General features: G+C 53.5%; 9 protein-coding genes. 5 read left to right on the top strand and 4 right to left on the bottom strand.

What is annotated here, in order from left to right:
• Positions 1-26: 26 nt before the first annotated feature.
• Genes mnmG through ACFQDM_RS08245 form a run of 4 tightly spaced genes read left to right on the top strand, consistent with a single transcriptional unit; the run spans position 27 to position 4,224 of the window.
• The gene (gene mnmG / locus ACFQDM_RS08230) at positions 27-1,925 is read left to right on the top strand and encodes a tRNA uridine-5-carboxymethylaminomethyl(34) synthesis enzyme MnmG (RefSeq protein ID WP_377377893.1); all 1,899 of its coding nucleotides are present in this window, start codon (positions 27-29) and stop codon (positions 1,923-1,925) included.
• Positions 1,912-2,538 (top strand): 16S rRNA (guanine(527)-N(7))-methyltransferase RsmG, encoded by a 627-nt coding sequence (gene rsmG, locus ACFQDM_RS08235; protein ID WP_377377896.1) that lies wholly within the window; start codon positions 1,912-1,914, stop codon positions 2,536-2,538. The genes mnmG and rsmG overlap by 14 nt, the downstream gene beginning before the upstream one ends.
• Complete coding sequence (locus ACFQDM_RS08240; protein WP_377377899.1) at positions 2,531-3,337, top strand: ParA family protein; 807 nt, start codon at positions 2,531-2,533, stop codon at positions 3,335-3,337. Before rsmG ends, ACFQDM_RS08240 begins: the two co-directional genes overlap by 8 nt.
• Entirely contained in the window at positions 3,337-4,224 is an 888-nt protein-coding gene (locus tag ACFQDM_RS08245; protein ID WP_377377901.1) for a ParB/RepB/Spo0J family partition protein, read from the top strand. The genes ACFQDM_RS08240 and ACFQDM_RS08245 overlap by 1 nt, the downstream gene beginning before the upstream one ends.
• A 25-nt stretch (positions 4,225-4,249) precedes the next feature.
• Here ACFQDM_RS08245 and ACFQDM_RS08250 read toward each other — a convergent pair whose 3' ends face one another.
• The 3 genes from ACFQDM_RS08250 to ACFQDM_RS08260 all read right to left on the bottom strand — a co-directional run bounded on the left by ACFQDM_RS08250 (position 4,250) and on the right by ACFQDM_RS08260 (position 11,094).
• A complete protein-coding gene (locus tag ACFQDM_RS08250; RefSeq protein WP_377377904.1) occupies positions 4,250-4,801 on the bottom strand; it encodes a GNAT family N-acetyltransferase in 552 nt (183 codons plus the stop codon).
• A complete protein-coding gene (locus tag ACFQDM_RS08255; protein ID WP_377377907.1) occupies positions 4,801-9,669 on the bottom strand; it encodes an NAD-glutamate dehydrogenase in 4,869 nt (1,622 codons plus the stop codon). Before ACFQDM_RS08255 ends, ACFQDM_RS08250 begins: the two co-directional genes overlap by 1 nt.
• A gap of 372 nt (positions 9,670-10,041) precedes the next feature.
• On the bottom strand, positions 10,042-11,094 hold the full coding sequence (locus ACFQDM_RS08260) for an AI-2E family transporter (RefSeq protein ID WP_377377910.1): 1,053 nt from the start codon (positions 11,092-11,094) through the stop codon (positions 10,042-10,044).
• A 121-nt stretch (positions 11,095-11,215) separates the two neighbouring features.
• Here ACFQDM_RS08260 and ACFQDM_RS08265 point away from each other — a divergent pair, with 121 nt between their 5' ends.
• On the top strand, positions 11,216-12,724 hold the full coding sequence (locus ACFQDM_RS08265; protein WP_377377913.1) for a helicase HerA-like domain-containing protein: 1,509 nt from the start codon (positions 11,216-11,218) through the stop codon (positions 12,722-12,724).
• On the opposite strand, the gene ACFQDM_RS08270 is transcribed toward ACFQDM_RS08265, so the two are convergent.
• Positions 12,721-13,563, bottom strand: a complete 843-nt coding sequence (locus ACFQDM_RS08270) for a YihY/virulence factor BrkB family protein (protein ID WP_377377916.1) — start codon at positions 13,561-13,563, stop codon at positions 12,721-12,723. The two genes, ACFQDM_RS08265 and ACFQDM_RS08270, sit on opposite strands and share 4 nt — an antisense overlap.
• Between the last annotated feature and the right edge of the window lie 7 nt (positions 13,564-13,570).

Consider the following 13,570-nt stretch of genomic DNA (forward strand, 5'->3'; position numbering starts at 1 on the left):
GTTTCACGTGAAACACGGATAAAGGAGTGATCGCCGTGAGCGATTATGACGTCATTATTGTAGGGGGTGGTCACGCCGGAACGGAAGCCGCATGCGCGTCTGCACGTTACGGTGCGAAGACAGCACTCGTGACGTATATCGCTGCTAAAATTGGCGAGATGTCCTGTAATCCGGCCATTGGCGGTCTCGGAAAAGGTCACCTTGTTCGGGAAATCGATGCCTTTGATGGCGTTATGGCGCGCGTCGCTGATCGGGCAGGTATTCAGTACCGCCTGTTGAATCGATCAAAAGGTCCAGCGGTTCAGGGCCCAAGATCTCAGGCAGATCGCAAACTTTATCGTGAAGCCATGCAGGCCGAGATTTCTCAGACAGAAAACCTCACAGTCATCGAAGACGGTGTGGATGACCTCATTGTGGAAGATGGCGAAGTCGCTGGCATTGTATGCGCCTCCGGACAAAGAATTCGCGCAAAATCCGTCGTTGTCACAACGGGAACGTTTCTGCGTGGCCTCATCCATCGCGGTGACGAGCGGATTCCAGCGGGTCGTGTGGGGGAGGCGCCTTCGAACGAGCTCTCCAAGCGATTAATGGCGCTCGCATTGCCGCTTGGCCGCCTGAAAACGGGTACGCCGGCACGTCTGAACGGTAAAACGATCGCTTGGGATCAGTTGGAGCTGCAGCACGCGGACGAAGATCCTGTCCCATTTTCTTTCCTGACTGATCGCATTTCGATTCCGCAAGTCGCTTGTGGTATCACCTGGACCAATGAAAACACACACAAAGTGATCGCCGAAAACATTACCAAGTCGGCGGTCTATTCTGGTGCGATCGAAGGGCGAGGACCACGCTATTGTCCAAGCATTGAGGACAAGGTTCACAAGTTCGCAGACCGGGACCGACATCAGGTCTTTCTGGAACCAGAAGGACTGGACGATGACACGGTCTATCCAAACGGCATTTCGTCGTCTTTGCCGGTCGATGTTCAGGAAGCCTTTATTCGGACCATTCCGGGTCTCGAAAAGGTGGAGATCTTTCAACCTGGCTATGCCATCGAATATGACTATGTCGATCCGCGTTCACTTTCCCGCGCTCTGGAAGTGAAAGCGCTTCCGGGATTGTATCTGGCTGGGCAGATCAACGGCACCACGGGTTATGAGGAAGCGGCGGCGCAAGGGTTGATCGCAGGCGTCAACGCTGCAATGCGAGCCGGTGGATCATCACAACCCTTTATTCTGGACCGGGCCGAAGCGTATATCGGTGTGATGATCGACGATCTGACCACGCGTGGCGTGACCGAGCCGTATCGCATGTTCACGTCGCGGGCGGAATACCGTCTCCATTTGCGCGCTGACAACGCAGATCAGCGTCTGACAGCGCGGGGGCGTGATGCCGGCTTGGTCAAACACGCGCGTTGGTCTGCTTTTTCGGACAAGATTTCACGCCTTGATGCAGTCCGGGACGTCCTTCAGGCGCGAAATCTCACACCAAATGAAGCACGAAATCTTGGTTTCGATATCAAACTGGATGGTCGCCGTCGTACAGCCTATGAAATGCTGACCTATTCCGGCGTGACAACCGAGCGGCTCGCGGACAAATGGCCGGAACTCAACGAATTTGCCAGTGCCGATGTGTCTCAGGTCGAGATTGAAGCGCGCTATGCCAGCTATCTGGAACGCCAGGCGAGCGACATTGCGACGCTTCGCAAGGATGAAAAGCGTCAGATCCCGAGCGATATCGACTATTCAAAGATTGGCAGTCTCTCAAACGAAATTCGTGAAAAATTATCGCAGATTCGTCCGTCATCGATCTCGCAAGCGCAGCGTATTGAGGGTATGACTCCGAGCGCAATTCTTGCAGTGCTGAGTCACATGCGAAAAAGGGAAGCGTCTGAGCTGGAGATCGAACCGAAACATGACGCGGGATGAATTAAACGAAGCACTCGGATGGACTGTTTCACGTGAAACATTTGAGCGCCTCGAAAAATATCACGACCTTCTGATCGAGTGGAGCAAGACCCACAATCTGATCGGTCCGAAAGAGGTTCCGTATCTGTGGGACCGGCATATCCTGGACTGTTTGCAGATCTGGCCTCATGTGAAGCAGGCAAAAACTGTGCTCGACATTGGAAGTGGCGCAGGCCTTCCCGGGATCGTTTTAGCGTGTTGTGCCGCAGAAATTCGCGGCATGCATGTCATCCTGGTCGAATCCAATGGCAAGCGTTGTGCGTTTCTTCGCCATGTTTCGCGACGACTTGGGCTTCCTGTCGAGATCTGCCATGAGCGGGTAGAGGATGTTTCACGTGAAACAGTCGATGTGGTGACCGCGCGTGCTGTGGCCGATTTGTCAGACCTGATGAAATACTCACAGAAATGGTTGCTGAAAGGCACCAGAGCGGTGTTTCCGAAGGGGCGAACGTGGTCAGATGAATTGACGGATGCTCACCAATATTGGAACTTTAAAATGCAGATTTTCCCCAGCAAGAGCGCATCTGATGGGGTAATATTGTCATTATCAGAGGTCACAGCCAACCATGCCTAAAACGCGAATCCTAGCAGTGGTGAACCAAAAGGGCGGCGTTGGTAAAACCACGACGTCTATCAATCTCGGTACGGCTCTGGCTGCGATTGGGCGAAAAGTCCTGATCGTCGATTTCGATGCGCAGGGTAACGCGTCGACGGGCCTCGGTGTGGGTGTACGCGAACGCGAAACGACCAGTTTCGATGTCGTTGTCGACGATGTTCCGCTCGAAAACGCAACCATGCCGACTTTGGTGCCTGGTCTGGATATTGTTCCAGGCGATGAAAACCTTGCCGGTGTCGAGACCGCGCTCGCTGATGATCCGAAAAGATCCTTCAAACTGCGCAATGCTTTGCGGTCTTATCGCGATCGGGCAGGGGATGACGCTTACGATATCATTCTCATCGACTGTCCACCTTCGCTCTCATCACTGACAGTGAATGCGATGACTGCTGCTGATTCGCTGCTCGTCCCGCTACAATGTGAGTTTCTGGCGATGGAGGGTCTGTCTCAGCTCCTTCGCACGGTTCAGATTGTGAAAAACGGGCTCAATCCGGATCTCACAATCCAGGGAATCATCCTGACAATGTTTGACCGCCGCAATCGCCTGTCTGCGGAAGTAGAGCAGGAAGCACGCGAAAAGCTGGACGGGAAGATTTACGTCTATGACACGGTCATTCCACGTAATGTGAAACTCTCCGAAGCGCCTGGTTATGGAAAACCTGCTCTGCTTTACGATCATAAATGCACGGGAAGCGAGGCTTATATCCGTCTTGCGTCTGAACTCCTGCACAGAGAAAAAGAACTGGTAGTTGCCTGATGGCGAGCGAAAAGAAATCAAGTCGACTGGGGAAGGGGCTTTCCGCCCTGATCGGTGAGTATGAGTCCTTTGAAGACTCTGCCGCCGAGAGTGTCACGAAACGGGAAGTCGATGTCCTGAAGATCAAGGATATCCAGCCCAACCCGAACCAGCCGCGTAAGTATTTTGACAAAGACAAACTCGACGAATTGTCATCATCCATCCGAACGAAAGGCGTTTTGACGCCGATTCTCGTGCGTGAAGTCGAGGATGAAGGCTACAAATACCAGATTATCGCTGGTGAGCGCCGTTGGCGGGCTGCAAAACAGGCGGATGTGAAAGAGATTCCGGCTCGTATTCTCAAAACCAATGAGGTGGAGCTGCTCGAAATTGGCCTGATCGAGAATATTCAGCGTGAAAACCTCAATCCGCTGGAAGAAGCAGAAGGCTATCAGTCTCTGATCAACCGGTTCGGCAAGACGCAGGAAAGTCTGGCGGAAGCCGTCGGCAAATCCCGGGCGCATGTCGCCAATATGATGCGTCTTCTGCAACTGCCAGAAGCTGTGCTCGAGCATCTGAAAATGGGTGAGATTTCGGCTGGTCACGCGCGCGCAGCGCTTGGCGCTGATGATCCTGAAGCCATTATCGACGAAGTGATTGCCAAGAAGCTGTCAGTGCGAGAAACAGAAAAACTCGTGCAAAAACAAAAGACTGTAAGATTTTCTGGCGCGTCTCGTTCGAAATCCTCTGAGAAGGATGTCGACACAGAAGCCCTGGAAGCTGACCTGTCTCGTGCACTGGGGCTTGTTGTTGATATCAAAAGCACCGCGAAGGGCGGTGAGCTGAAGATCAAATATCGCGATCTCGAACAGCTGGACGATATTTGCCGCCGTTTGAGCCGTAATTGATATGAATCTGGTGTGTTTCTGAGACTCAGGCGTCGATGACGGCTTTGAGTTTCAGGGACATAATCAGTTCCCGATCCACCGTCCGGCCGACATTGATGTCGTAATAACCTTCCGACGTGAATCCACGATTTTCATAGACGCCAATGGCGTGCTGGTTGTTAGACCAGACACCAAGGCAGAGCTCTTCTGCGCCGCGTTCTGAAGACCGGTCGATCGCCCAGCTCAGCAGAATACCACCAACACCGACGCCCTGGCGCGTTTCACGCACATAGAGCCGGTGCAATTGGAGCCCGTTCTTGCAATCCCGTGTCAGGGGCAGCTTCACAGGGCCAATTTTCGCATATCCGACCATATTCATGGAGGTTTCAGCGATACGGTATTCAATGTCAGGATCGTTCAGATCGCGGGACACCCGCTCGAGCGAGAAATAGGTTTCAAGATACGTGTCGAGATCGGCCTTCGAGTAAATATGCCCGAAGGTTTCCGCGAAGGTCTGTCGGCCGAGATCAGAAATACGCGGAGCATCTTCCGGTTTCCCATCTCGAAATCGCAGACTGATATCCCGCGCTTGAACCATTAAACCGTCCTTAAATCCGATTCATCGATGAAGCTTCGAATGGCGTTGGCTATCAGAACCAGTTTGGCAAATGACCATGCACCCGCCTGTTCTATTTCTGACAAAAGTCCTTCAAATTTCTTATAGCTTGTTTCGTGGTGCTTGAGAAATCCTTCAACGTCCGATTTTGCGGCGTCATAATTGGAAAAACGCTCATCGCTCATGCGTTTTGACATGACAGAAACCAGCATGAACTGCTGGCCGAGCAGAGTTTCTACGATTCCGCGCACAGCGAGACGATCCCAGTGTTGATCAAGTTCCAGGGTCAGTGCGGCATGTCGCAGGCGATCAAACTGGAAACCTTCTCCAACGGCGGCAAAGAGCAGGGCAATGCTTCTCACATCCTTGTCTTCTTGCTGAGCAAGATCGACGATGTCTGTTGCCGATGTTGAGGCGAGAACCAGTGCGACGTCTTTTGCGATGTCCTGAGGCGCACCGTCTGCAACATAACCTTCTATTCTTTCTGACAGAAGATCTTGTTCAAATGGTGACAGAATTTCATTGCCGCAGGACATGAGCAGGTTGATGCCATCTCCATACTGGTCGACCAGATCTTCAATAGATGCGTTGCCGGGGCGGGTTTTCGCCAGCCAGAAAACCTGGCGACGTAGGGCATTGATCAGATCAATCCGCAGCGATGTCTGAACATTTGCGGGTATTTTGTTGTCGAGCGCATCAATGCGCTTCAGCAAAGGTGTTAGTCCGAACAACTCTTTTGCGACGATAAAGGCCTGCGCAATCGTGGCTGTTTCCGCGTTCGCACGTTCTTTCACGCGATGGACGAAGGTAATTCCGCCCAGATTGATCATTTCATTGGCGAGCCGTGTCGCAATGATTTCCCGACGCAGTCTGTGAGCTTCCATCGCATCGGCATAAACGTGCAATGGTTCCGGAAAATAGGCGTAAAGCTCGCCTTCCAGGAATGGATCGTCAGGGATATCGCTATCCACGATCTCATCAAACAGCGTGATTTTCGCATAGGCCATAAGAACAGCAAGTTCTGGCCGGGTCAGACCCTGATGCGTTTCGTGAAGCACCCGAATTTCCTCGGGTTTTGGAAGGCCTTCGACGGATCGATCCAGAATAGATTTGGCTTCCAGGCGCTCCATCATCCGCTCATGCGAGTCGAGATCGACTTCTGCAGAGGCTTCAGCCACGCTCAGCGCGCCGGTCTGATCGTAATTGTGATGCAGAACAAGTTCGGCAACTTCGTCCGTCATGCTTGCAAGCAGATCATTGCGATCGGCTTCTTTCAGTGCGCCGCTCTGAATGGCGTTCTTCAGAAGGATTTTGATGTTCACTTCGTGGTCAGAACTGTCCACACCAGCCGAGTTGTCGATGGCATCCGTGTTGATGCGTCCGCCCAGGCGGGAGAAGTTGATGCGCGCTTCTTGCGTCACGCCGAGATTGGCGCCTTCGCCGACAACTTTCACATTCAACTCATCTGCGTTCACGCGGATGGCATCATTGGTTTTGTCACTGACGTCGAGATGCGATTCAGATGTTGATTTCACATAGGTGCCGATGCCGCCAAACCACATCAGGTCGGCTTCCGCTTTCAAAATCGCATTCATCAGCTCCTGCGGAGTGAGCGAGTCAGCATCAACGCCGAGAAAGGTTTTGATCTCTGGCGTCAGCGAGATGCTCTTTGCTTTGCGAGAAAAGACCCCGCCGCCCCTTGAAATCAGATCGGGGTCGTAATCTTCCCAGCTGGAGCGCGGCATATCAAAGAGCCGCTTGCGTTCGGCCCAGCTCTTCTCCGTGTCTTCTGGATTTGGATCCAGGAAAATATGCAAATGGTTGAAAGCGGCTTTCAGCTCAATCGTTTTGGACAACAACATGCCATTACCGAAGACATCGCCGCCCATATCGCCAATACCAATCACGCTGAAGCGATCGGTTTGAACATTCACGCCCATTTCCCGGAAATGACGCTGCACAGCGACCCAGGCGCCACGGGCGGTAATACCCATTTTCTTATGGTCATACCCGGCCGAACCACCGGACGCGAAGGCGTCATCCAGCCAGAAGTCCAGCGACTGGCTGATGCCGTTGGCGATATCCGAAAAGGTGGCCGTGCCTTTGTCCGCGGCAACCACGAGATAAGGATCGGCGCCGTCCCAGATGACTGTTCGTCCCGGATGCTGTGGCTCCCCATCTATGAGATTATCGGTCAGCTGCAGCATGGCGAGGATAAACGTCTTATAGGCGCGAATGCCTTCTGCGCGGATGCTTTCCGGATCACCATCCTTTGGCAGCATTTTCGGATAGAAGCCGCCTTTGGACCCGACGGGAACAATGACCGCATTCTTGACCTGTTGAGCTTTTACAAGGCCCAGAACTTCTGTGCGGAAGTCGTCACGACGATCTGACCAGCGCAGACCGCCGCGGGCAACGGGCCCAAATCGCAAATGCACACCTTCGACATGCGGCGCGCAGACAAAAATCTCGCGAAACGGTTTTGGGTCCGGGAGCGCTTCGAGCATGCCACTGGCGATCTTGATCGCGATATGCGTCAGCGGCTCTCCATTTTCGTCGAGCTGGAAGAAGCTCGTGCGCTGGATCGCATAAATCAGGCTCATCAGACGACGGAGCACGCGGTCTTCATCGAGAGACTCGACTTTCTCGAGTTCGGCCAGAATCTCCCTTTGCATCTTCGCGCTTTCTTTCGCGCGATCATCCAGGCTGAGTTCGAGATCCGGATCGAACCGAAGGCGGAAGGCCTGCAGCAGGTGCCGGGTAATACCGGTATGGTTACACAGCGCCTGAATCTGCGTTGTTTGTGCCGGGTCTAGCCCTGTCTGCTTGCGGTAGCGCGCTAATGTGCGGAAAAGCGCAGCTTCGCGCCAACTGGCGCCAATCGCCAGAACGAGACGGTTAAACCCGTCATTTTCAGTCTTGTTAAGCCAGACATTCTCAAACGCTTCTTCGAATTCTGCGCCGACCTCTTTCAGCCGGATGGCTGCGCGGTCGTCGGAATACATGAGAAAATCATGCACCCACCAGCTACGACCATTGCTGCCAATGCGGACAGGGAAACCGCTCTCAGAGGCGACGAAGAGGCCCATGCGTTCGAAGATCGGAACGCAATTGGAGAGTTCGACCGGGTCCTGATAGGTGTAAATCTTTGCGCGTATTGTTTCCGCACTATCGGTCGGAAGACGGAAAGCCCGCAACGCGACGGGTCTTTGCTCTGAAATTTCTGAGAATTTCTGAATGTCGAGCAAAGCTTCTTCCGGTGAGAAGGCTTCCTTGTAGGCAAGATTGAACGCGTCGGTGAGCAGATTTTCCGAAAGTCGCGGAGAAAGCTCGGCACGCTGAACCCGCACAAGCGCGCGCATGCGGTCATTCCAGCTGCGTGAGACGCGCGCAATTTCCGCTTCCAGCTCATCAATATCCGGCTCTGGATGGTTCTGATCAATATCGACCAGGAAATGGATCCGCGCGAGTGGGGCTTCGCTGAGTTTTGGATAGAAGGCTGTCAGCCGTCCGCCATAGGCTTTTTCAAGAATGGCGCCGATACGCGAACGCAATTCCGTGTTGAAGGATTCCTTCGGCACGAAGACAAGCGCAGAGATGAAGCGGTTGAACCGATCCTTGCGAACGAAGAGACGCGTTTCCTTGCGATTCTCCAGCTGAAGGATGGCCAGAGAGACATCGAGAAGGTCGAGTTCCGACATCTGGAAGAGCTCATCGCGCGGATAGGTCTCAAGAATGTGTTTTAATGCATTTGCATCATGACTGCCCGGTCGTTTGCCGGCAGTTGAGATCACATGAGAGACTTTGCGGCGAATGAGCGGGACTTCGCGCGCCATGCGGTTATAGGCGTCCGCAGTGAAAAGACCGGTGAAACGGATCTCGCCAATCACCTGACCGTCATTGGCGTATTGCTTCACGCCGATATAGTCGGCGGCCACGCGGCGATGCACGCGGGATGGGTTGCTGCTCTTGGAAACAATGATCGGATCAGGCTCACCCAGAAACTCTGAGATCTGTGGTGTGATGCTGGTCGGTTCATGCCCGCGGCTCAGAATGAACCGGTCCTGATCGCGCAGAATGCCAAGACTGGTGCCTTGAACGATCTCTGGCTCTTCCTGTGCCAGACTGCCATCATCCTTGCGAACAAAGCGGTAATGGCGGCACCCAAGGAAGATAAAGTGTTCATCGGCGAGCCATTTGAGAAAGTCAGCGGCTTCCGCGGCCTTGTCCTGAGACACGAACTGATTGGACGCGACATCAATGGCAGCCTGTTTCATCTGACCGTGCATGGCAAAGTAATCCTGCACACTCAGCTGAATGTCCTTCAGCGTATCACGGACCTCATTTTCCAGTGTTTTCCGGGCTGCATCATCCAGAAGATCCAGAACAATCAGAATGCAGGACTCGCGAACAGCACTGCCAGATTCGATGCGGTTTCCGTCTTCATCGCGATCAATGTCGACAATCGGGTGGATGACCAGCACTGGATTGATGTTCAGATTCTGGCAGGCACCCGTAACGGAGGCGACCAGAAACGGCATGTCTGGTCCGACAATCTCAAGCAAAGAATAGGGCAGGGGATTTCCGGATGCTCCAACCGCGCGCCGGGTCTGAATCTTGGCGCCGACGCCAGGCCGTGAAGCACTCCACATCCAGAAATCACGCGCCCAAAGCGCCACATCATCCTGTTTGAATTGATCAAAGGATGACGGATCGAGGACATTGTAGATCTGCGTCAGGAAATTCAGTGCTTTGTCAGAAATCGGCTGCCCCTCTTTCCAGGGGAGATTTTTTGCCGACTGAATCCATAAATCCAGCGGAAATTTATCGGTATTGCCACCAGAGACCATAGACTTTTCCTCCAAAGCATCTCTTTCCGGCCATAACTTACCGAATAAGAGATGGCGAGACATTTATTATAAGGGATTGGAGGAAAAACTTGATGAAAATTGGACGAAAATTTTCAGAATGATTTTTCGTTGAGGTGAGCCCGTCAGACGGGGACGTGTCCGACGGGCTCGAAGGGCCTCATTCCGCAGGCTGGGTGGGGGACGCACGCGGAGGCCCAACTGGTATGCTGTAAGACAACAGCATTAAATAGAAGCGGCTATATGAGTATTATTCTTGCGTTTGCCAAGCTGATATTTGCTTTTTAACGATAAAAAAAAGACGCGATTTTCTAACCTTCAGATTCCGATCAGGATTTTCAAATCAAAAAAATTTTACTTTCCGGGCTTGCCATCGGCAGACAGCAATATTGCCAGCCATTTCGTACTATTAAACTGATTACATATGACCATTACGAGCACAGTCAGCGGGGCAGACAAGAACATCCCTGGAATGCCCCAAAGTGCGCCCCAGATCGACAGAGATAATAAAACCACAAGTGTCGAGAGGTTCAAAGTGTCTCCCATGAGGCGCGGCTGAATAAAGTTGCCAATGCTGAATTGCCAGAAACTGACGCCCGCAAAGACGAGGCCGGCATTCAGATAGGTATTGTCCGGCATATAACCGGGCCAGCTGGGTTGCGCGATTGCGAACAGTAACGGCACAAAAGCCGCAAGTATCGAACCGACGGTCGGAATATAGTTCAGGATAAAGATCAGAACCGACAAAAGAATAGCGTTCTCCACGCCAAGCGCGATCAGTGTCAGGTAGGTCAGCGTGGTGATCAGAACGGATATGACGGTCTGCGTCCAAAGATAGCTTTCAATGCCGCGCGCAGCTTCGGCCGACACCTGACGAACCTGTTCGCGGTGGCCCGGATCCTTGAAGATTTCGTCGAGTTTTGTGGACCAGTTCGATGCTGCCAGAAACAGAAACGCCACGTAGATCAGGACGATGACAAGATTCTCGCTCAGCGCGCTCGTCGCAGAGGCCAGGGCGCCAATGAAACGTTGCCCGGTTTCGCCGAAGAGGAGGCTGGACAGGGTCGGCGCATTCGGAAGCCCGATCATCATGTAAATATCGCGTATCAGATCATTGATCCGCGCCTCATATTCACCGGCGCGACCGGAAATATCCTCAATGCCCTGACCGAGAAACACGAGCACCAGGCCAAAGCCCAAAAGCACGAGCGCAATGCCGATCAGCCGACATGCCCAGCTTGGTAGAATTTTCAGGGTTTCGTCGATCTGGCGGGCAAAGCTTTCCATGACCAGCCAGAGAAAGACGGCGATTGCGAAAGGCGCAAAGATATCCCGCCCGAGATAGAGTGCAGTAACGATCACGCCGACGGCGATGATCCAGACAGCAGATCGAATACCTTCCAACATGACACCCCTTCTCTTGCGTGCGCTTGTGACGCTAACGCACCGGCAGACCCCGTCAATATGATGTATTTCTTTGCATTCTTTGTGGCGGAAGATAAAGATTCTTCCGTGTGTGGAGGAATGCATGACCGGATCGATCTTTATTGGCGGCGGTGGGCGTGAACAGAATGAAGCGCAAAAGCTGTTTCTCAGTCGTGCAAACCGACATGGCCTGATCGCCGGAGCGACCGGCACAGGCAAGACGGTCACGCTGCAAATTCTGGCGCAGGGCTTTTCCGATGCGGGCGTTCCGGTCTTTTGCGCAGACGTTAAAGGCGATTTGTCAGGGATATCTCAGCCAGGCAGCGCGACCCACAAGCTGCACGACAAGCTCCAGTCTCGCGCGAACACGATAGGTCTCGGCGCTTTGCCCTATGCGGCGGCGCCAACCATCTTCTGGGATCTGTTCGGCGAGAAGGGGCATCCGGTTCGCACGACGATTGCAGATATGGGACCCATTCTGCTTGCTCAGCTTCTCGAACTGAATGAAACGCAGGAAGGCGTTCTGATCGTTGCGTTTGAAGTGGCAGAAGACCATGAGTTTCTGCTGCTTGATCTGAAGGATCTGCGCAAATTGCTGGTCTTCGTCTCGGAAAACCGGACAGAGATCAGCCAGGAATATGGCAATGTGTCTACGGCCAGCATCGGGGCTATTCAGCGCCGCCTTCTGGTTCTGGAACGCGACGGGGCTGAAGAATTCTTCGGTGAACCGGCGCTGCAACTGACCGACCTTCTGCGAACGACCCAGGATAGCCGGGGTTATGTGAACATTCTGGACGCCACCCGGCTGATCAACAGCCCAAGGCTCTATTGCACATTTCTTCTCTGGCTGTTGTCGGAGCTGTTCGAAGAACTTCCGGAAGTTGGCGATCCGGACAAACCAAAGCTCGTCTTTTTCTTTGATGAAGCCCATTTGCTGTTCGATAGCGCGCCGCGCGCATTGCTCGAGAAGATTGAGCAGGTCGTCAAACTGATCCGGTCCAAAGGCGTCGGCGTTTATTTTGTCACGCAAAACCCGCGCGACATTCCCGATTCCGTGCTCGCGCAGCTTGGCAACCGTATTCAGCATGCGCTGCGGGCCTATACGCCAGCCGAGCGCAAGGCGGTGAAGGCAGCTGCCGAGAGTTTCCGGGAAAATGCTGATTTCGACACCGAAGCTGTGATCACCGATCTTGGAACGGGTGAAGCGCTGGTTTCCACACTGGATGAGAAAGGCGTGCCGTCAATCGTTGAGCGAACGCTTATTCGACCTCCATCGTCCAGATTGGGCCCTGCCTTACCCGAAGAGCGCGCGGTCATACTCTCGCAAAGTCCAGTCGGACTGATGTATGACAAGCCGGTCGATCGGGAATCAGCATACGAGCTGCTCGAAGAGCGTGAGATTGAGGCGGCAAAGCTCGCCGAACGCGAAGCAAAGACCGAGGAAGAGCGCAAAAAGAAAGAGGCGCTGGCCAAGGCCCGGACCAAATCCACCCGGCGAAAATCCAATCGTCAGTCCTATGGGGAGACGGCGGTGAAATCCGGTCTGCGCGTGGTGGCGCGCGAACTGACCCGCTATGTCATTCGTGGCATTCTGGGAGGGCGGCGCCGCTAGGGTTTGTTACGCAGGAAATTTACCGCATTGATCTGTGCGCCGAGCAGGACGCAGACCGAGCAGGCATAGAACCATAACAGTACATTGATGATGAAGCCGGGCGATCCATACCATTCCCGGTTCACCGGATTGATCTCGTAATAAGCCGTCAGCCCTAATGTCACGACGGTGACGAGCGCGGCAGCGACGCTCGATCCCAGCCAGCCGTGAATGCGGATGATCTGGTGTCCAATCAGGCTGGACGCATAAACGCCATTCAGAATGACGACCAGGATCAGGGTGATGATCAGCCAGAGCAGGGGCATGACCAGCCAGGTCGAAGCCAGAAAATCGGACAGTGTGTAGATGATATAGCTGACCACGCCGACCAGACCGGACGCGATGAAGACAAACAAAACGATCGGGATGATGAAGAAGAAAGATCGCCAGAAAATATGGGCGATGCCGATTTTTTCTTCGGCGATGGCAATTTCACGCAGACTGAACAGAAATGACCGGACCGCAGCGCCTGCACTGAACAGAAGGAGCAGCATGTGGAACATCAGCGTCCACGCATTTTTGCCAACAGATTGTTCCAGCCTGTAGTCGATCTCCTCGGTTACCAGTTTTGCAAAATCCGGTGGCAGGAACAGGTCGAACCGGTCTGACCAGACATGCGCATCATGGGCAGACCCGCTCAGCGTGGTCAGCCAAACCAGAATGGCAATGAAGGGGAAGACCGACATGATGGAAAACAGCGCCAGATTGGCCGCGCGTGTGGTCAGATCATTGCGGGAGCATGCCTTCAGCAAATCGAATAGAAATGTACCCCTGAAGCGGGCTTTTATCTTTTCAAACATGGCCTTC

This window comes from Ponticaulis profundi, assembly GCF_042659465.1.
In the GTDB taxonomy this organism is placed as follows: domain Bacteria; phylum Pseudomonadota; class Alphaproteobacteria; order Caulobacterales; family Hyphomonadaceae; genus Ponticaulis; species Ponticaulis profundi.

Bases quoted from the DNA above. Each gene is read 5' to 3' on its own strand.
- rsmG (WP_377377896.1), top strand. From the start codon at position 1,912: ATGACGCGGGATGAATTAAACGAAGCACTCGGATGGACTGTTTCACGT.
- ACFQDM_RS08240 (WP_377377899.1), top strand. From the start codon at position 2,531: ATGCCTAAAACGCGAATCCTAGCAGTGGTGAACCAAAAGGGCGGCGTT.
- ACFQDM_RS08245 (WP_377377901.1), top strand. From the start codon at position 3,337: ATGGCGAGCGAAAAGAAATCAAGTCGACTGGGGAAGGGGCTTTCCGCC.
- ACFQDM_RS08250 (WP_377377904.1), bottom strand. From the start codon at position 4,801: ATGGTTCAAGCGCGGGATATCAGTCTGCGATTTCGAGATGGGAAACCG.
- ACFQDM_RS08255 (WP_377377907.1), bottom strand. From the start codon at position 9,669: ATGGTCTCTGGTGGCAATACCGATAAATTTCCGCTGGATTTATGGATT.
- ACFQDM_RS08260 (WP_377377910.1), bottom strand. From the start codon at position 11,094: ATGTTGGAAGGTATTCGATCTGCTGTCTGGATCATCGCCGTCGGCGTG.
- ACFQDM_RS08265 (WP_377377913.1), top strand. From the start codon at position 11,216: ATGACCGGATCGATCTTTATTGGCGGCGGTGGGCGTGAACAGAATGAA.
- ACFQDM_RS08270 (WP_377377916.1), bottom strand. From the start codon at position 13,563: ATGTTTGAAAAGATAAAAGCCCGCTTCAGGGGTACATTTCTATTCGAT.